We start from the raw sequence: 18,668 nt of genomic DNA, 5'->3' as shown, positions 1-18,668 counted from the left end.
GTCACCGCTCGGCCTGTCCAGCATCCATAATTCGACGCGCCTCGAAGTGACAGCCCTGTCGAGAACATAATCTCGAGGGCCAACACGGAGGAATGGCGATGAAACACACCCGTTTTTTTGGAAAAACCGTACTGGCCTGCACGTTCATCTTGGCGATGATCGGTTGGGGAGTCGGCTTTTATGGACCGCCGATCTATATGCAGGCGGTCATGGAGCGCACAGGCTGGCCCATCGCCCAGGTGTCGACGGCCGTCACCCTGCACTTTCTCAGCGGCACGATCATCATCGCCAACTTGCCTAGGTTCTACGCCCGCTTCGGCATTCCAACCATCATCCTGCTGGGCAGCATTGTCCTGGGTATCGGCGTGAATATCTGGGCCCAGGCCAGCCAGCTATGGGTGCTGTATGCCGGTGCCGTGTGCTCGGGTGTCGGCTGGGTGACCTTGGGGGCGGCAGCCGTCAATACCCTCATCGCGCCGTGGTACGTCAAGGAAAGACCCAAGGCCCTGGGCAAGGCCTACAACGGCGCAAGCATGGGCGGCGTGGTCTTTTCGCCGCTGTGGGTATGGCTGATCGAGGGTTTTGGCTTCGCCACGGCGGCGCTGCTGATCAGCCTCGCGGCCGTGCTGATCATCGGGACCTTCGCCTTTCTGGTGTTCAACAAGAGCCCGCGAAGCCTGGGACAGCATCCTGACGATGCCGACCAACCCGACCCCGTGATACCTGCCACCGGCGCCGCGCCGTGGACCGCCATGCAGACGCTCAAGGTGGCAAATTTCCGCACACTGGCAACTGGCATGTCCCTGGGACTGTTCGCCCAGATCGGCCTGATTGCGCACCTATACTCGATCCTGGCGGGACGCATGGGAGCCCACGACGCCTCGCTTGCCATGGGCCTGGCCACCGCCAGTGCCATGGGTGGACGCTACATCGCCGCGCGCCTGATGACCCAAGGCATCAACCGCAGGCTGCTGGCCTGCCTCGGTTATGCCATCCAGATGGTTGGGACTCTGATGCTCCTCGGCCTGGACCGGCACCCGTCCGTGGCCTGGACGGCGATGGTGCTGATCGGCTCGGGCATCGGCAACGCTACTTCCTTGCCGCCGCTGATCGCACAGACCGAGTTCAGCCGTGAACACACCGCCAGGGTCATCGCGCTGATGGTCGCGATCAGCCAGGGCTCCTACGCCTTCGCCCCTGCGTTCTTCGGCCTCGTGCGCGCTGCCTTCAGCCATCCGAATCAAGCCATCGCCGCCGTCGTGACCGCCGTCGTCGCCGTGCAGGCGCTCGCCATCCTGTCGTTCTACCGAGGCGCATCCGCTCGCCCCATCAGGGTCAGACCAGTCGAACACCGCCATCAACGTTGAGCACGGCACCGTTCATGAACGTGTTGGTCATCAAGAACACCGTTGCAGCACCGGCTTCCTCCGGTGTGCCAAGGCGATGCAACGGCAAAGCCTGTTCCAGGACGGCCACGTAGGCGTCGCGGCCTTCGCCCAATGCCTTGCTGAAGATCGGGGTGTCGATCGGGCCGGGTGACAGGGTGTTCACCCGAATCGGCGCCAACTCCAGGGCCAGGCCACGGGCCAGCGACTCCATGGCGGCCGATGCCGCCCCGATGACGGCAGTGCCATGGGCATTGGGTCGATCAGCGAGCGCACCCGAGATGAAGGTGATCGATCCTGCCTTGGATAACCTGTCACCCAGGGTACGGATCGTGTTGATGGACGCCCAGATACGCTCGTCGAACGCCCGGCGCAGATGATCGACGTCAGCGGTCAGGATGGTTCCGGTGACGAACGTACCGGCGAGCAGCACCAGGTGATCGACCACAGGAATGTCCGCCAATGCAGCTTCGACCGCCTCACGGCGGGTCACGTCGGCCGCGCGCCATCCATCCAGGTCGTGTTCCTTCGCCGCCTGCTCGGCACGGGCCGCATTCGAGCCGATGACCACGACCTTGGCGCCGGCCGCCTTCGCCTGTATCGCGGCGGCCAGGCCGATGCCCGACGTACCGCCGAAGAGGACGACCGTACGGCCCGTGAGATTGGATGCAAGGACAGGGGTGATGGTCATATCGAGTCTCCAGTGAGCGCCAGGATGGCGTGTGATGGAGCAAGCGTAAGGTCGTGAGCGAGGATTGATAATTGGGGCGGAAGTCGCTTTACTAGTGCCATGAAGGCACAAATTGGTTTAGACCGTCTTACCGGGCTTATCGCATTCGCGCGCGCCGCTTCCCTGGGCAGCTATACCGCTGCGGCGCGGGCGCTCTCGGTGTCCCCCTCCGCCGTCAGCAAGAGCGTGCAGCGGCTCGAGGAGCACTTCGGACTGATGTTGTTCACCCGCACGACGCGCTCCCTGACCCTCACGCCGGAAGGACGGGATCTTTACGAACGGGCGTTGCGAATCCTGCGAGAGGTCGAAGAAATCGACCAGGCCGCCGTCGCGTCCCGCGCCGAGCCTTCTGGTGTCTTGAAAGTCACGGCGTCCCTCCCCATCGGCGTGAACATCCTGGCGCCTGCGTTGCCCAGGTTCCGTGAGCAATACCCCAAACTGGCAATCGACCTGCGGCTCGGCGATCAGTATTCCGACATCATCGAGCAAGGAATCGACGTCGCCATTCGCGTGGGGAACCTCACCGATTCACGCCTGGTTTCGCGCCCCCTGGGACCTCATCGAATCGGCGCGTTTGCCTCGCCCCGGTACCTCCAACGCAAAGGCATGCCGACAACCGCTGAAGAACTTGCGGAACACGAGTGCGTGAACTTTCGCTACCAGAGTACCGGGCAAAGTCTGCGCTGGCCCTTTCAGGCCGGCGACAAACAACTTGAGTGGAATCCCGACGCTGCATTCACCGTGGATGTCAGCGACGCGGTCGCGGCCATCATGGCGGCCGGAGGAGGCATCGGTATCACGCCGCACTACGTGGCTGCGCCCTATGTGCGCCGCGGAGAACTGATTCCAATCCTCCCCCAGTTCACCGCGGAACGCTTCTCCATCACCGCCTTGTGGCCGGAAAGCCGTCGCGGTAGCCCTAACGTGAAAGCCTTCATTGCCTTTCTGCTTGAGCTGTTTCCCGCAACGCCGGCGTGGGATGAGGTGGTGAATGAAGCGGCCGCAGCAAGACAGGGTTGACCGGTCGGTGGGTGAACAACCCCACCGATCCCGCTAGCCTCTCAAGAGGCCTGTATCACCCCAGGCGCATCGACACTTCAATGTCATCCGCAAAAGGCACTGAGAGGTAACCACTCTGCGGCGAACGCACGTAAGCCAGGTATCCAGGGCAGTAATCGGTGTTGTCCGCCACCACCAGGGCGCCTGGGCGCAGGTGCTTTTCAACCAGGCCCAACACGTCGCCGTAGAGCGCCTTGGCGCCATCGAGCAGGAGCAGGTCGACCGCCTCCGGGAGGTTGGTGGCCAGGGTAACCAGTGCATCGCCTTCGCGGATGTCCACCAGGTCGTCGACCCCGCCTTCAACGAAGTGGCGACGCGCCAGGGCGACTTTCGAGGGTTCGAATTCACTGCCGATCAGCACACCGCCGCCATTGTCCCGCAGCGCCGCCGCCAGGTGCAGGGTAGACAAGCCGAACGAAGTGCCGAATTCGACGATGGCCCTGGCCTTTGCGCTGCGTGCAAGCATGTACAGCAGCTTGCCGGTGTCGCGGGAGACCGGCAGCCACAAGTCCTTGAGCATCCCGTAGAGTTCGAGGTATTCGGTCTTGCTGCGCATCAGGCGCTCGCGTTCTTCGCTTGGCACCGTGTCCAGCACCGGGCTGGTGGCCGCGCTGGCCTGGGTGTAGAGGCGTTCGATCAGGGTTGCCAGGGGTTTTGTGGTCAAGGTGATCATGATTGTTTCCGTCGGTAGAGGATCAAAATGCGATTGATTCGTCGCATTTAAATGATGCGAGTGATTCGCCCCATTCGCTATTCGCGTTTCCCCAAGACGCCCAAGCCGCCCATGCTCCAGCGCCAGAGCGCCCGTATTGCCTCACGCAAGCAGCCGCTGCGGGCACGCCGCACTGAGTGGGTGGGGGTTGTTCTTGAAACCACTGTTCAGGTTTTGGCCGACAACGCTGTGTGTCAAACAGACACTCTCCACCGATGCAGCCCCCCTTCAGAGACCAATCCATCACATAGCGTACAATGATCGTTTGGTGCAGCATTCCACCGCTTCACCCTTCGCCTGGTCGAGGCGAACATCCGATGTGTGCGGCGTCAGGTCGTCGCTTTATCAAGAGAAGTCCCATGACAACGCCATCACAGTTGAATAAAACCGCCTCGCACCTGGAGTTCGGCGTCGTCGGGATTGGCGCGTCCGCGGGCGGTTTGCAGGCGATTAAGCTGTTCTTCGAGAACATGCCACAGGAAACCGGCATGGCCTTCGTGATTGTCCTGCACCTGTCGCCTGATCATCAAAGCATTGCCGACCAAATCATCCAGCAATCGACCAGGATGCCGGTTGTGCAGGTCACGCAGACCGTGCCCATTGAAAAGAACCACGTTTATGTCATTTCGCCAGCGCAGCAATTGGCGATGAACGACGGCTACCTGAATATCAGTCCCGCGATTTCCACCCTCGATCGGCACTGCGCCATTGACCTGTTCTTCCGCGACCTCGCCGACGTTCACCGCGAGCGAGCCTTTTGTGTGGTGCTGTCGGGCAGCGGCTCGGACGGCGCCGTGGGGCTGTCACGGATCAAGGAACAGGGTGGCGTTACCCTGGCTCAGTCGCCGGAAGACGCCGAGTTCGACGGTATGCCTCGCGCCGCCATCGATACGCGCATGGTCGACCTGGTGCTGCCGGTGGTGGACATGCCACAGAAAATCCTCGAACTGTGGCGTAATTCTCAAGCGATCACGCTCCCCATCGCCAATGATCCTGAGCTGAAGAGCCTGGCACCCGCCACAGAGCAGGAAGCGGTCATCGCCGAGCAACGTCTGCACGACATCCTGACCCATCTGCGCACCAGCACCGGTCATGATTTCAAGCACTATAAGCGCGCTACGGTGCTGCGTCGGATCGAACGGCGGATGCAAGTCACCGCCCAACCCGACCTGGCGGCCTACCTCCAGTATCTGCAAAGCAACCCGGAGGAGCCGAAGGCACTGCTGGGCGACATGCTGATTGGCGTCACCAACTTTTTTCGCGACCGTGAGGCCTTCGAAGCGCTGGAACGCGACGTGCTGCCGCAATTGGTCGCGGCCTTGAACACGCCGCGCCCGGAACATGAGGAGCTGCGCGTCTGGTCGGCGGGCTGTTCCACCGGAGAGGAAGTCTACAGCCTGGCGATGCTGCTCGATGATCAGTTGCAGATCAAAGGCAGCAAAGCCCAGTTGCAGCTGTTCGCCACCGATATCGACGAGCGCGCAATCAGCCTGGGGCGGGCGGGTCGTTATTCCCAGGCCATTGTCACCGACGTGCCACCGACACGCCTGCGCCAGTACTTCGTGAAGGAGGACGATCACTATCGAATTCGCAAGGAAATCCGTGAGAAGGTGCTGTTTGCCAAGCACAGCTTGCTGGCGGACCCACCGTTCTCGCAGATCGACCTGATTGTCTGCCGCAACTTGCTGATCTATCTGGATCGGGAAGTGCAGCGCGAAATCCTGCAGATGTTCCACTTCGCGCTTCGCCCCGGTGGCTTCCTCTTTCTCGGTTCTTCCGAGAGCGCCGATGCCTGCCACGAGTTGTTCACCCCGGTGGACAAGCGCAACCGGATTTTCCGTGCCAAGAGCGGAAGCCCGAACAGCCGGCGCATCCCCACCATGCCCCGGGGTGGCTACATCCGCAGCAGCAGCCACGGCAACACGCTTCCCGAGTTGAAGAACCACGTGCAGCCCAAGCTATCGTTCGCGGACATCCACCGGCGCGCCATCGAGCGCGCCGCGCCACCGAGCATGATCGTCGACACCAATGCCGACATCCTGCACATGAGTGAAGGCGCCGGACGCTTCCTGCGGCACGTCGGCGGCGAATTGTCGCGTAACTTGCTGACATTGATCCTGCCGGTGCTGCGCCTGGAAATCCGGACCACCTTGTTCCAGGTGCAGCAGAGCGGCCTGGCGGTCAAGTCTCGGGATGTGTCGATCAAGCGGGAAGATCGGCTGCTACGGATCGATATGATCGTCCAGCCCTACAAGGACGAGCAGTCAGAGAGCGATTACCTGTTGGTGATCTTCGAGGAAAGTGACATTGACTCCGCAGAAGCGGCCATGGCCCAGGTGCAGACTGAAAGCCAGGTGTTATCCAATCTCGAACGCGAACTGCAACGCACCAAGCTGCACCTGCAGGATACGATCGAGCAGTCGGAGGTCTCCAACGAAGAACTCAAGGCCTCCAACGAGGAAATGCAGGCCATCAACGAAGAACTGCGTTCGGCCACCGAAGAGCTGGAGACCAGCAAGGAGGAGTTGCAGTCGATCAATGAGGAATTGCTGACGGTCAATTTCGAGCTCAAGACCAAAGTAGAAGAAACCGACAAGGTCAACGACTACCTGACCAACCTGATCGCCTCGACCGACATCGCCACGGTGTTTGTCGACCGGAGCATGCGTATCCGCTGGTTCACGCCCCGCGCCACGGAGATCTTCAACATGCTGCCGGTGGACACCGGCCGGTCACTGCTCGACATCACCCATCGCCTGGACTACGCCGACCTGGCCGACGATGCGGCGCAAGTGTTCGAGACCCTGAACATGATCGAGCGCGAAGTCAGCAGCAACAGTGACAAGCGCTGGTATATCGCCCGGTTGCTGCCCTATCGCTCCAGCGAAGACCATATCGACGGCACGGTACTGACCTTCATCGACATCACCACCCGCCGCGCCGCCGAAGAGGAGCTGCGCCTGGGCGAAGAGCGCATGCGCCTGGTAGCGGAAAGTACCCATGACTACGCGATCATCATCCTAGACGAAGAAGGCGTGATCACCCACTGGAACAAAGGCGCCGAGCTGATTTTCGGCTACAGGAAAGCGGAAGCCGAGGGCGCTTCCTACGAGTTCATTTTCTCCGAAGACGATCGCGCCAAAGGTGCGCCAGAAGCTGAGTTGAGGACCGCCCGTGCCCACGGTCGCGCAGAAGATGAGCGCTGGCACAAGCGCAAGGACGGTAGCCTTTTCTATTGCAGCGGCGAGGTCACCCTGCTCAGCGGTGACCACCTGCAAGGCTACGTGAAAATCGCCCGCGACTTGACGGGGCACCAGCAGGAACACGAGAAACAGACCCAGGAACTGAAACAATCGCGCAACACCATTTCCCTGAAGGACGAGTTCTTTGCGGTCATGTCCCATGAGCTCAAGCATCCGCTGAACCTGATCCAGCTCAACGCCGAAATGCTGCGTCGTTTACCGATCACCCGCACCTCCAGCTCGGCGGCCAAAGCCGTGGAGACCATTCGCGATGCGGTCAACAGCCAGGCCCGTATCATCGATGACCTGCTGGACGTCGCCCGTGTACGCACCGGAAAACTCAAGCTGCAACCGACCCGGATCGACCTGGTCGAGGTCCTGCGGGACATCTACACCGTGGTGGTCAACGAACAACACCAGACCCAGGTCGACCTGCAACTGCCAGACGCACCGCTGATCGTCCACGCCGACCCGACCCGGGTTGACCAGATTATCTGGAACCTGGTCAATAACGCGCTGAAATTCACCCCACCCACGGGACATATTCAACTGATCGCCCGTCGCCAGGATCAGATGGCGCGGATCGATATCAAGGACACCGGCGCCGGTATTGCCGTGGAAAACCTCGAACACGTCTTTGACATGTTCGGCCAGGCGGAAAAGCAACAGGTCCACCATCAGCGCGAAGGCCTGGGCATCGGGCTGTCCCTGGTGCGACAGCTGACCGAGGCGCAGCACGGCACCGTCCAGGTGACATCCGCAGGGCTCGGCGCCGGCTGCACCTTCAGCATCTGCCTGCCCCTGGCCGCCCCGGAGAGCAAAACCGTTCCGATAGCGGCGGTTGAATCAGCATCAGGCAAACTCGATGGTTTGAACATCCTGTTGGTGGATGATTCGCCGCAAGTGCTGGAAACCATGAAGATGCTGCTGGAGATGGAAGATGCCCAGGTCCTGGCCTTCGACCAGCCGCTGGAGGCACTGAAGGCGGCGGAATCCCAGCGTTTCGACCTGATCATTTCCGACCTCGGCATGCCGGTCATGAACGGCCATCAACTGATCAGTGCATTGCGCCAGCTACCGCTGGCGAAAAACGTACCGGCCATCGCCCTCACCGGCTACGGCACCCATGACGATATTCAGAAGTCCCACGCGGCGGGGTTCGATCAACACCTCGGCAAGCCGGTGTCCTATGACGCCCTGATCGAGACCATCGAGACGTTGCGGCGTTCGTGATTCGGGTACGGTCATGGCCTCGCGTTGATGGAGTCCATGACCCGAGTGTCGGACACAGGTATCGTGTTCAACGCGGACAAGGTGGGAGCGAGCCTGCTCGCGATGGCGGCGGCACATTCAATCTCCATTCAAGCTGACCCACCGCTATCGCGAGCAGGCTCGCTCCCACAAGGGATTGGCGCAGTTTCGGACGCTGAATCATGCCCATCCCTCAAGTCGCAACGTAGCACGCACCAGGCGTTGCTCTTCGCTTTCGATTTCCTTGAGGTTGTCGCAGATGCTCTGGATATGCGCAACGGCGGCCTTGCGCGCCTGCTCGGGAAGCCGTCCGGTCACGGCGTTATAGAGCCGTGCATGCTGGCGATCGATTTGACGCTTCTGCGGTTCACGGTGATAGAGGTTGTTGACCGAGGCGAACACTGTGGTGAGCAGCAGGTCCGTCAGCGAGCGCAAGGTCTGCACCAGTACCGGGTTATGCGATGCCTCGCAGATTGCCAGGTGAAACGCATGATCGAGCCGGGCGTGTTCGCTGGGCTCCAACGAGCGTGCATGGGCATCGAGCAACGCTTCGTAGCTGCGGGCGATCAAGACAAAATCGGCCTCCGTGCCGCGCAGGGCCGCCAACCGTGCGGACTCGCCTTCGAGCAGGCTGCGGACCTCGAACAGATCGTAAAGCGTGCGGGGTTGTGAGCTGAACAGGTGCATCAACGGTGAGGCGGCGCCATTGCCCGACAGGTCGGCGACAAACGAGCCCTTGCCCTGCTCGGTCTTGATGATCCCGCGGGCGTGCAGCAGCTTCAGCCCCTCGCGCAGCGCCGTGCGTGAAACACCGAGTTTTTCCGTCAGCCGACGCTCCGACGGCAACAACTGCCCGGTTTTGAGTACACCGTCCACGATCAGGCGCTCGATGCGCTCGCACACCACATCGGCCACTTGCAGGTTGCGACGGTTCTGGGTGTCGGCCATTGAAACCTCCAACTGGTATGACCAGCCAAGCCATGCGCCTCAAGCATGCTTACCGATCATCCCAATTCATTGTTTTTAGAAGGATTATTAAGAGCTTCAGAAAAACAGCCCGTTACAAACTGGTTCGACCACCTCAACAATGCGTAGACAGTAGATCGCCTCGGACCAATGATGCAAGTCAGCTGCATGGGAAACCTGACCTCAAATAAAAACAACCGAGTGTCGCCGGCCAACTATGAACATTCTCTACGATGAACGCGTTGATGGTGTCCTGCCTGCCGTGGATAAAGCCACGCTGCTGCAAGCCTTGCAGGCGCGATTACCGGAGCTCGAGATCCTGCACCAGCGCGAAGAACTCATGCCCTACGAGTGCGATGGGCTTTCCGCCTATCGAACCACCCCCCTGCTGGTGGTGCTGCCCCGTCATCTCGACGAGGTCCAGGGCGTGCTGGCGCTGTGTCACGAACTGCAAGTGCCTGTTGTCGCCCGGGGGGCCGGGACTGGTTTGTCCGGCGGTGCGCTGCCGCTGGAGAAGGGTGTGCTGCTGGTGATGGCGCGCTTCAACAACATTTTGCAGATCGACCCGGCCGCCCGCACCGCACGGGTCCAGCCCGGGGTGCGCAACCTGGCGATCTCCCAGGCGGCCGCGCCGTTTGGCTTGTACTACGCGCCGGATCCGTCCTCGCAAATCGCCTGCTCCATCGGCGGCAACGTTGCGGAAAATGCCGGCGGCGTGCATTGCCTCAAATATGGTCTGACCGTGCACAACCTGCTCAAGGTCGACATCCTCACCGTCGAAGGCGAGCACCTGACCCTGGGCAGCAATGCGCTCGATTCACCGGGCCTGGACCTGCTGGCATTGTTCACCGGCTCCGAGGGTATGCTCGGGGTGATTACCGAAGTCACGGTCAAGCTGCTTCCCAAACCCCAGACCGCGAAGGTGTTGCTGGCGGCGTTCGACTCGGTCGAAAAGGCCGGCCGCGCGGTGGGTGACATCATCGCGGCGGGCATCATTCCCGGCGGTTTGGAGATGATGGACAACCTGGCCATCCGCGCCGCCGAAGACTTCATCCACGCCGGTTACCCGGTGGAGGCCGAGGCCATTCTGTTGTGTGAGCTCGATGGTGTGGAAGCCGACGTCCATGATGACTGCGACCGGGTGCGCCAGGTGCTGGAGCAGGCCGGCGCCACCGAAGTGCGCCAGGCCCGTGACGAGGCCGAACGCGTGCGGTTCTGGGCCGGGCGCAAGAATGCGTTTCCTGCGGTGGGCCGCCTCTCGCCGGACTATTACTGCATGGACGGGACCATCCCGCGCCGGGAGTTGCCCGGCGTGTTGCAGGCCATCGCCGCCTTGTCGGCCGAGTACGGCCTGCGGGTCGCCAACGTATTCCATGCCGGCGACGGCAACATGCACCCGCTGATCCTGTTCGATGCCAACCAACCGGGCGAACTCGATCGCGCCGAAGCCCTGGGGGGCAAGATCCTCGAGCTGTGCGTGAAAGTCGGCGGCAGCATCACCGGTGAACACGGGGTGGGCCGCGAGAAAATCAATCAGATGTGCGCGCAATTCAACAGCGACGAATTGACCGTGTTCCATGCCGTCAAAGCCGCCTTCGATCCGAGCGGCCTGCTCAACCCCGGCAAGAACATTCCGACGCTGCACCGCTGCGCCGAGTTTGGCGCCATGCACGTGCACCTGGGGCAGTTGCCCTTCCCTGAACTGGAGCGCTTCTGATGAACAGCGCACTCGATAGGGACGCTGGCGACGCATTGCTCGAACAGGTCAACCAGGCCCTGAAGAACGCCACGCCGCTGTGGATCCACGGTGGTAACAGCAAAGCCTTCCTGGGTCGTTCAGTCACCGGCGAGCGCCTCGACACCCGCGCCCACCGGGGCATCGTCAGCTACGACCCGACGGAACTGGTGGTGACCGTGCGTTGCGGTACGCCCCTGCAGGAACTGTCCGATGTGCTGAGCGCCTCGCAGCAGATGCTGCCTTGCGAACCGCCCTCCTTCGGCGACGCGACGGTGGGCGGCATGATTGCCAGCGGACTCTCCGGCCCGCGCCGCCCGTGGGTAGGTTCCGTACGGGACTTCGTCCTCGGTGCGCGGGTCATCACCGGCCAGGGCAAGCGCCTGCGCTTCGGTGGCGAAGTCATGAAGAATGTTGCCGGTTACGACCTGTCGCGCCTGATGGCCGGTAGCTTCGGCACCCTTGGGCTGATCACCGACGTGTCGCTCAAAGTCCTGCCCAAACCTCGGCAAGCCTTGAGCATCAGCCTGGAAATGGACAGCGATCGCGCCTTGCTGCGCCTGGCGGAATGGGGCCAACAGCCGCTGCCGATCAGTGCTGCCTGCCACGATGGTCAACGCCTGCATCTGCGGCTCGAAGGTGGCGAAGGTTCGGTGGCGGCGGCCCACGATCGACTGGGCGGTGAAATGCTGGACGCTTCGTATTGGGAGGATCTCAACGAACATCGCTTGAGTTTCTTCGACGAGAACCTGCCGCTGTGGCGCCTGTCCGTGCCGCACAACACACCGTGGCTGCCCTTGCCCGGCAGGCAACTGATCGACTGGGGCGGGGCCCAGCGCTGGCTCAAGTCCGGCGCCGAAGCCGCGTTCATTCGCCGGATCGTCGCAGGCGTCGGCGGCCATGTGACCTGTTACAGCCATGGTCTGATCGACAGCCCGTTCCAACCGCTGCCCGACGCACTGATGCGTTACCACCGGAACCTGAAGCAACGACTCGACCCACAGGGCATCTTCAACCCCGGTCGCCTCTACGCGGAGCTTTGAACCATGCAGACCACCTTGAGTGAAGAGGCCCGCCAACTGCCCCGCGCCGAAGAAGCCGAAAGCATCCTGCGCACCTGCGTGCACTGTGGCTTCTGCAACGCCACCTGCCCGACCTACCAATTGCTCGGCGACGAACTGGATGGCCCGCGGGGGCGCATCTACCTGATCAAGCAAGTACTTGAAGGCAACCCGGCCACGGCGAAGACCCAGCAGCATCTGGATCGATGCCTGTCGTGCCGCAATTGCGAAACCACCTGCCCTTCGGGGGTTGACTACCACAACTTGCTGGACATTGGCCGCGCCGTGGTCGATGCGACGGTCGAACGGCCTCTCGGCCAGCGCCTGTTGCGCGAAGGGTTGCGGGCGGTCGTGCCCAACCCGGGCGTGTTCAAGGGACTGCTCCGCGGCGGCCGGATGTTTCGCCCGTGGTTGCCCGACACCCTGCGCGGCAAGGTGCCTCGCCAGGTGCCTGCCGCCAAACCGCGACCGGTGACCCGCCATGCCCGACAGGTGCTCATGCTCGAAGGTTGCGTGCAACCGAGCCTGTCGCCCAATACCAACGCGGCCGCCGCCCGGGTCCTGGATCGATTGGGGATCAGCGTGACGCCCGTTGTCGAAGCCGGCTGCTGCGGCGCCGTGGACTATCACCTGGACGCCCAGGCGGTGGGCCTGGAACGTGCGCGTCGCAACATTGATGCGTGGTGGCCGGGCATCGAAAGCGGTGCCGAAGCCATCGTGCAGACCGCCAGCGGTTGCGGCGCGTTCATCAAGGACTACGGGCACTTGCTGGGCAGCGACCCGGCCTACGCCGAGAAGGCAAAAAAGGTCAGCGCCCTGGCCAAGGACCTGGTTGAAGTGCTGCGCGAAGAACCGCTGGAAAAACTGAGCATCCATAGCGACCAGCGCCTGGCCTTCCACTGCCCCTGCACCTTGCAGCACGCGCAGAAATTGGGCGGTGCCGTTGAGGCGGTGCTGACGAAACTGGGCTTCAACCTCACGCCGGTACCCGACGGCCACCTGTGCTGCGGCTCGGCGGGCACCTATTCGATCACCCAACCCGAACTGTCCCGACAACTGCGCGACAACAGACTCAACGCCCTGGAAAGCGGGCGTCCCGACGTGATTGTCACCGCCAATATCGGCTGCCAGTCCCATCTCGACGGTGCGGGCCGGACCCCGGTCCGGCACTGGATCGAGTGGGTCGAAGCCGCATTGCCTTAACCGTCCCCTGGAGTCGCCCATGAGAAGCAAAGCCGTACTCGGCCAGAACGAAGTCAGCCAGATCCTCTCGGCCGCCCGCGATGAAGCGATCAGCAACCAGTGGGCCGTCGCCATCGTGGTGGTCGATGATGGCGGTCACCCACTGGCCCTGGAACGCCTCGATGGCTGCGCGCCCATCGGGGCCTACATCGCCACTGAAAAAGCCCGCACATCGGCCCTCGGCCGGCGCGATTCAAAAGGTTATGAAGAGATGGTCAACGGTGGACGCCAGGCCTTCCTGTCCGCGCCGCTGCTGACGTCCCTGGAGGGTGGCGTGCCGATCATTGTCGACGGCCAGGTGATTGGCGCCGTGGGCGTGTCCGGGGTCAAGGCCGAGCAGGACGCGCAAGTCGCCAGAGCCGGCGCGCATTGCCTGAACTGAAGTGGGCGGTCTGCGCTCGTTGGAAACCCGAGTGATGGAGAGATCCCAGTGACTGATTTCGTCAACTGCCAAGGCCTGAAGGTGGGCCCCGTTCTGCAACGCTTCGTTGATTACGACGTGCTGCCCGGAACCGGCCTGGCCCCGCAAGCGTTCTGGACCGGCTTCGCCGCACTGGTGCATGAACTGGCACCGATCAACCGCGCACTACTGGCTATTGGCCGAGGGAGACGTTGCAGCAATCGAGCAGGAGCCTTGGTTGCCTTGTTATATTAAAGTGCGTGCCCAATAGGCGCCGCCCGCCGACACGCGCGAAGGGCAGCTTAGGCCGAAGGCTGAAGATCTAAAAGCCCTGAATCGGCCAATCGAAGGATAGATTAGATAAACGTACCCCTCGCTTAGGTCTCCATTGCATGCATTTGATCTGCGAAGTTGAAGAAATTTTTGAAGTCAATGGTGTCGGTTGCGTGATTTGCCCTGGCATCCCTCATGACTTTCCGCACCCGGTACGTTCGAGCGTGGCACTCGTTATTGAAACACCGACGGGGGGCAGAATCGAAACCACCTTACAAAATCTGATGTGTATTCGTGGAGGCAGGCAACGTCTGCACGATCCGTTTACCGTAGCGGATGACATTCAGAAGACAGATATACCTTTGGGCAGCCTCGTTTTTCTTCTTCACAACTCCGAAACCTGAGAAGCAAAACAGGGGACAGATTCATAGTTTCCGCTGCCTCGGTAAATAAATTCGTCCTCTTTACCTCGCCTAATTTCGTAGTCACTCGATGACTGCTTTTGGTCGAAAGTGGTAATTCATAAGCGACTGATTTCGGCCACGTGACTATGCTACCAAGCCGGCCTTCAGAAAAAGCTGGCAGAGTTTGGTCGGGAGAATGGCACCACCATCAAAGCCGCCATTGTTCATTCCTAGACCGGCGTTCACAAATACAAGCAGAACAGACTCATCCATTTCGACCGCATCTTCGATTTTCGCCCTGGAAAATTTGCCTATTTTGTCGATGTCAAAGGACGGAATGCGCTCAAGAGCAAATAAGATGCGGCTAAGCTCTTCAAACGAAATGTCTTCACTGGCATAAGCCGCAAAACATTTTGCTGCCAGCTCCGGCTTTTTCACGCTCTCCATCCTTTCCAGGATTTCGATTATCGTCTCACCTACTCTCCCAGCGAATTTGTCGTTTTCTCCAAGCTTGCGCAGCATCTCGTTTCGCTTGCTTTCTGAAATTTCGGAAAGCTGGCTAAGAAAACGGAGAAGCTTGCCGCCAAAAACGTGATCCCTGATAGACAATGTCGCGCTGAAGATACCCGCTATGCTGCTGACGACCGGGATTGATTTGGCAGCATCAGAGGCGAGCAAGGCATCTATCCCGAGCTCGACATATTCCTTGGCTGCGTCTCCTATGGAGCCGGAGCGTATTACTTTCGCGAGTTCTGCACCACGTGGTGAATCGTTCTTGTCCATGAGTTTCCCCCTGTTTTTTGTGTTTTCTTCCGACATCAATACACTCTTGGAGTGAGTCGTACACTATTTGAACGTCTGCTTGTGGCCCAGAGTGTGTAAAAACGCACTGATGCACTGTCGGCGCGCAGCGCTGACGGTTGTTAGCTGAGTAATTGCTCACAACAAGTCCTGCGGATCATCACGAGGGTCTGGGAGCCCCTCGCGCCGCTTCTACCTTGCTGGGTGGCCAAAATACAGACCTCTTCAGGCCGACAGCGCCTTCATTAAACTGCTGGTACCGAGAATTTTCATTGCTCGTTTCAAGTTGTAGGCGAGGACATTCAAGCTCATCTCCGCACTTACTCCGTTCAGCTTTCGTGTCAGGAAATGTGTGGCGCCCATCCATTGTTTGAGTGTCCCGAAGGGATGCTCGACCGTACGCTTGCGGACTCGCATCATGTCCGGCGCGTTGCTCAGCCTGTTCTGCATTTCCTCCAATACGGCTTCATGCTCCCATCGCCGAACTCGCCATTGCTTGCTCGGTGTGCACTTCGATTTCAGCACGCATCCCTGGCAATTAGAACTCCAGTAACGGTGCAGCGTCAGGCCTTTTTCAACGCTGGAAAAGCGCCAGATCAACGCCTCTCCAGCGGGACAAATGTATTCGCTTTTTGCCGCGTCATAGATGAAGGCATCGTTATTGAAACGCCCGTCAGCCTTGGCTCCAGAGGTCATCGGCTTGGGCACATAGGCGGTGATGCCTGCATCGTGACAAGCCAGGATTTGTTCGCTTTTGAAGTAACCTCGGTCAGCCACTACCGACAACGTATCTGACGCCATCGCCTCGCGGGCCTGCTTGGCCATCGAGCTGAGTAGATCGCGGTCGGAACCGACGTTGGTTACCTCATGCGCAACGATCAAATGGTGCTGGGTATCGACCGCTGTCTGCACGTTGTAACCGACGATTCCAGTGCCGCGCGTCATCATGGAACGGGCGTCTGGATCGGTCAGTGAGACCTGTTTATCCGGTGATTCGTTGAGCTGAGTTTCAATGACCTGCAACTCTTTCATCTGAGCTTTGAGTTTGTCGATTTTCTCTTGCAGACGAGCAGCCTTGGGCTGAGCGACCGAGGGTTCTTGCCGATCGGTTTCGTCGAGCGCAGTCAGGTACCGATTGATACTTGATTCAATTTCTTCCATCCGCCGTTTCAGCTTGGCGCTGGTGAAATTGCGGTCGCGGTTATTGACGGCCTTGAATTTACTGCCGTCGATGGCGACCAGATTTTCTTCGAACAGTCCTAGCTGCTGGCACAGCACCACGAACTGGCGGCAGACACCTCGGATGGCCTTGCTGTTGTCTTTTCGGAAGTTGGCGATGGTCTTGAAATCGGGCATCAAACGTCCAGTCAGCCACATCAGCTCGACGTTGCGTTGGGCTTCTCGTTCAAGACGCCGACTCGATGGAATGCGGTTCAGATAGCCGTAGATGTAGATTTTCAGCAGGATCGCGGGATGGTAAGCCGGCCGGCCAGTATCAGCCGGTATGGCGCCTTCGAAACCCAGTTTGACCAGGTCGAGTTCGTCGACAAAGGCGTCGACTACGCGCACCGGATTGGCATCCGTGACGTAATCGTCGAGGCTCGCGGGAAGGAAGGTTTCTTGGCCTCGATGTTCACCTTGGATAAAGCGCTTCATGGGCGATCCCTGCGATGAAACCCTCAGAAATCATAGCAGGGCTAGAGCGGTGTTCTGTTCAGATATTGATGCGTTTTTCAACCGCCTGTAGTTGCCTTACCGGGTCCCAACCACTCGGCGACGCTTGAGCTTTGCTCCACCAAAGCATTCCTTTAGAGATCCATAATTTCCGCAAATCAGCATGAGCAGATGTTGCGTCATCATAGCCAAACTGCGTACCGCAGGACGGGCACATGCCAAAAGAAGAGCAGCCAACCTCATCGTATGGAGGCTCTTCAAGCCCGGGGTATCCACAAACCGGACAAAGATATGAAACGTTGCTTGCAATCATCCAACCCCCAGATTTCTAGCATCTAGCCCACGTTGTCGGCGTACCTGCTGATTTCCGAAATCTTATACTGAATCTGAGCAACTGATGTCTGACCTGGGCTGAGTAGGAAAAAACACTAGAGTAGAAGCCGCTAACAAGCGGTTTTGACACACTCTGGGCCGATTGCTGCCAATCGCATGGCCCAAAGCTGACAAGAGAGCACGCGGTCGCGGTAAGGCATCGACTTTTCAGTCTTCGACGTCGACCAGCCACGTTTTTTGAAGGACCACTGGCGACCATCAAGCAACTTTGGCAGGAAGCTCAGATCCACCGCCTGAGCTGGTTACGCGAGCGTCATCGAGACGAGGTGGTCTCAGCACGACCAACGACCTCACGACCGAACGATCAGGAGAGCTGCTGGATTACGTTCAGGCCATTCGTGCTCGGCCGGTTGCGCCCGATTTCCCCCATTCCACGACCATCGACCTGTGCCACCGTGACGGGTGGCTGGCAAGACTCAATCAACAAGGGGGTGTCCCTGGTTCTAATGACGGTAGGCATCGCGTCCTACAACATACACACCCCGTAACACCGAGCCCTAGTCCCGAGGCTACGTCGCCTTGCGCCTTTGCCTACAACTAAGCCAGAATCCGCCCGCTTGTGCGCCATGGGCCCGGGTTCTATTGTCTCCGAGTCGCTGAAAATCAGCGATCGGGTTTAGCAGCCCAGAACCTTTGACGCACAGTGCCACACATATGCCGGCAGGCTCAGTGCCCGCTCATTATGTAATGGTGGTTGTGCGCGGGAGACCTTCGGGTCTGCCGGTTAAGAGGTCCGGTCTGCTAACCCGCGTACAGCCGCCACCCTTTTTCGTTTAGCAGCGAGACAAGGCGGCTCCACTACCTCTTAGAGTCACAACTATGTTCAAAGTAACTCCCAAGCCTCCGCAAGCAGACCCCAGCGCCAACGGCCTCGATCCAAAGAAAGTCCAAGAGGCGACCGATCGGGCGCTGGATTTCTATCTGAACCCGAAAGAAACCGACGCCAAAACCGACCCACCACCGGGTCAGCTCTTCACCGTCATCGACGGCATCGACACCGAAAGTCTGCTCGCCAACCTCAGCGAGAGCCTGGCCTCGGCCAACGCCATGATCAACGACCTGGCGTTCGACCTTGAGGGGTCGCGGCGGCATGTTGCGCTGGGTATTCAGCAAGTCATCGAGTTGAGCGAGCTGTTGGCAAATCGGGCGTTGGATAACGTCGATCCGCGCTAGCACCCAGCCTGTAATGTAAGCCCGAGTCGGATCTTGTAGCCCCCCAGCCTACAGAGCCGCCGACTCGCCCAACCGGCACGGGCGAAGCAGCCTGTGCAGAGTCCTTTCAAACACTGCACAGGCAACCTATGGCCGACTATCTTCATGGTGTGCGGGTCATCGAACTC

General features: G+C 60.1%; 14 protein-coding genes and 1 pseudogene. 10 read left to right on the top strand and 5 right to left on the bottom strand.

Annotated elements, in window-relative coordinates; genetic code table 11:
* Nucleotides 1–98 precede the first annotated feature (98 nt).
* Nucleotides 99–1,367, top strand: a complete 1,269-nt coding sequence (locus LOY35_RS12410; RefSeq protein ID WP_258632859.1) for an MFS transporter — start codon at nt 99–101, stop codon at nt 1,365–1,367.
* Here LOY35_RS12410 and LOY35_RS12405 read toward each other — a convergent pair.
* Nucleotides 1,336–2,076, bottom strand: a complete 741-nt coding sequence (locus LOY35_RS12405; RefSeq protein WP_258632858.1) for an SDR family oxidoreductase — start codon at nt 2,074–2,076, stop codon at nt 1,336–1,338. The genes LOY35_RS12410 and LOY35_RS12405 overlap by 32 nt on opposite strands.
* A 99-nt stretch (nt 2,077–2,175) precedes the next feature.
* On the opposite strand from LOY35_RS12405, the gene LOY35_RS12400 reads away from it, so the two are divergent.
* Nucleotides 2,176–3,135 (top strand): LysR family transcriptional regulator, encoded by a 960-nt coding sequence (locus tag LOY35_RS12400; RefSeq protein WP_258632857.1) that lies wholly within the window; start codon nt 2,176–2,178, stop codon nt 3,133–3,135.
* 55 nt (nt 3,136–3,190) lie between these two features.
* On the opposite strand, the gene LOY35_RS12395 is transcribed toward LOY35_RS12400, so the two are convergent.
* Nucleotides 3,191–3,847, bottom strand: coding sequence for an O-methyltransferase (locus LOY35_RS12395; RefSeq protein ID WP_258632855.1), 657 nt, complete (start codon nt 3,845–3,847; stop codon nt 3,191–3,193).
* Nucleotides 3,848–4,245: 398 nt separating this feature from the next.
* Here LOY35_RS12395 and LOY35_RS12390 point away from each other — a divergent pair, with 398 nt between their 5' ends.
* On the top strand, nt 4,246–8,361 hold the full coding sequence (locus LOY35_RS12390; protein ID WP_258632853.1) for a CheR family methyltransferase: 4,116 nt from the start codon (nt 4,246–4,248) through the stop codon (nt 8,359–8,361).
* Between the two features lie 198 nt (nt 8,362–8,559).
* Here the strand turns inward: LOY35_RS12390 and glcC are convergent, their stop codons facing one another.
* The gene (gene glcC, locus LOY35_RS12385; protein ID WP_258632851.1) at nt 8,560–9,327 is read right to left on the bottom strand and encodes a transcriptional regulator GlcC; all 768 of its coding nucleotides are present in this window, start codon (nt 9,325–9,327) and stop codon (nt 8,560–8,562) included.
* A 235-nt stretch (nt 9,328–9,562) separates the two neighbouring features.
* Here glcC and glcD point away from each other — a divergent pair, with 235 nt between their 5' ends.
* From glcD to LOY35_RS12355, 6 genes and pseudogenes are all read left to right on the top strand, one after another.
* On the top strand, nt 9,563–11,062 hold the full coding sequence (gene glcD, locus LOY35_RS12380) for a glycolate oxidase subunit GlcD (RefSeq protein ID WP_258632849.1): 1,500 nt from the start codon (nt 9,563–9,565) through the stop codon (nt 11,060–11,062).
* Nucleotides 11,062–12,123, top strand: a complete 1,062-nt coding sequence (glcE, locus tag LOY35_RS12375; protein ID WP_258632847.1) for a glycolate oxidase subunit GlcE — start codon at nt 11,062–11,064, stop codon at nt 12,121–12,123. Before glcD ends, glcE begins: the two co-directional genes overlap by 1 nt.
* A 3-nt stretch (nt 12,124–12,126) precedes the next feature.
* Nucleotides 12,127–13,344 (top strand): glycolate oxidase subunit GlcF, encoded by a 1,218-nt coding sequence (gene glcF / locus LOY35_RS12370; protein WP_258632846.1) that lies wholly within the window; start codon nt 12,127–12,129, stop codon nt 13,342–13,344.
* Nucleotides 13,345–13,363: 19 nt separating this feature from the next.
* On the top strand, nt 13,364–13,765 hold the full coding sequence (locus tag LOY35_RS12365; RefSeq protein ID WP_258632845.1) for a heme-binding protein: 402 nt from the start codon (nt 13,364–13,366) through the stop codon (nt 13,763–13,765).
* A gap of 48 nt (nt 13,766–13,813) precedes the next feature.
* Nucleotides 13,814–13,978: pseudogene (locus LOY35_RS12360) on the top strand (hypothetical protein); the annotation flags it as partial.
* Between the two features lie 197 nt (nt 13,979–14,175).
* Nucleotides 14,176–14,460 carry a hypothetical protein gene (locus LOY35_RS12355; protein WP_258632841.1) on the top strand — a complete coding sequence of 95 codons (285 nt, stop codon included), beginning with the start codon at nt 14,176–14,178 and terminating at the stop codon, nt 14,458–14,460.
* Between the two features lie 144 nt (nt 14,461–14,604).
* Here the strand turns inward: LOY35_RS12355 and LOY35_RS12350 are convergent, their stop codons facing one another.
* Both LOY35_RS12350 and LOY35_RS12345 read right to left on the bottom strand, forming a co-directional pair.
* Nucleotides 14,605–15,243, bottom strand: coding sequence for a hypothetical protein (locus LOY35_RS12350; RefSeq protein WP_258632839.1), 639 nt, complete (start codon nt 15,241–15,243; stop codon nt 14,605–14,607).
* Between the two features lie 243 nt (nt 15,244–15,486).
* Nucleotides 15,487–16,917, bottom strand: coding sequence for an IS1182 family transposase (locus LOY35_RS12345; RefSeq protein WP_258632838.1), 1,431 nt, complete (start codon nt 16,915–16,917; stop codon nt 15,487–15,489).
* Nucleotides 16,918–18,147: 1,230 nt separating this feature from the next.
* Between LOY35_RS12345 and LOY35_RS12340 the strand changes: the two genes are divergently transcribed.
* Complete coding sequence (locus LOY35_RS12340) at nt 18,148–18,501, top strand: DUF6124 family protein (protein WP_258632836.1); 354 nt, start codon at nt 18,148–18,150, stop codon at nt 18,499–18,501.
* Nucleotides 18,502–18,668: the final 167 nt, after the last annotated feature.

This window comes from Pseudomonas sp. B21-028 (assembly GCF_024749045.1).
Lineage (GTDB): Bacteria > Pseudomonadota > Gammaproteobacteria > Pseudomonadales > Pseudomonadaceae > Aquipseudomonas.
The sequence above is the reverse complement of the archived record's forward strand: the minus strand, read 5'-3'. Positions and strand labels throughout refer to the sequence as shown.

Coding starts and splice junctions, on each gene's coding strand:
- LOY35_RS12410 (WP_258632859.1), top strand. CDS start 99: ATGAAACACACCCGTTTTTTTGGAAAAACCGTACTGGCCTGCACGTTC.
- LOY35_RS12350 (WP_258632839.1), bottom strand. CDS start 15,243: ATGGACAAGAACGATTCACCACGTGGTGCAGAACTCGCGAAAGTAATA.
- glcD (WP_258632849.1), top strand. CDS start 9,563: ATGAACATTCTCTACGATGAACGCGTTGATGGTGTCCTGCCTGCCGTG.
- LOY35_RS12390 (WP_258632853.1), top strand. CDS start 4,246: ATGACAACGCCATCACAGTTGAATAAAACCGCCTCGCACCTGGAGTTC.
- LOY35_RS12405 (WP_258632858.1), bottom strand. CDS start 2,076: ATGACCATCACCCCTGTCCTTGCATCCAATCTCACGGGCCGTACGGTC.
- LOY35_RS12365 (WP_258632845.1), top strand. CDS start 13,364: ATGAGAAGCAAAGCCGTACTCGGCCAGAACGAAGTCAGCCAGATCCTC.
- LOY35_RS12400 (WP_258632857.1), top strand. CDS start 2,176: ATGAAGGCACAAATTGGTTTAGACCGTCTTACCGGGCTTATCGCATTC.
- LOY35_RS12355 (WP_258632841.1), top strand. CDS start 14,176: ATGCATTTGATCTGCGAAGTTGAAGAAATTTTTGAAGTCAATGGTGTC.
- glcF (WP_258632846.1), top strand. CDS start 12,127: ATGCAGACCACCTTGAGTGAAGAGGCCCGCCAACTGCCCCGCGCCGAA.
- LOY35_RS12395 (WP_258632855.1), bottom strand. CDS start 3,847: ATGATCACCTTGACCACAAAACCCCTGGCAACCCTGATCGAACGCCTC.
- glcC (WP_258632851.1), bottom strand. CDS start 9,327: ATGGCCGACACCCAGAACCGTCGCAACCTGCAAGTGGCCGATGTGGTG.
- glcE (WP_258632847.1), top strand. CDS start 11,062: ATGAACAGCGCACTCGATAGGGACGCTGGCGACGCATTGCTCGAACAG.
- LOY35_RS12340 (WP_258632836.1), top strand. CDS start 18,148: ATGTTCAAAGTAACTCCCAAGCCTCCGCAAGCAGACCCCAGCGCCAAC.
- LOY35_RS12345 (WP_258632838.1), bottom strand. CDS start 16,917: ATGAAGCGCTTTATCCAAGGTGAACATCGAGGCCAAGAAACCTTCCTT.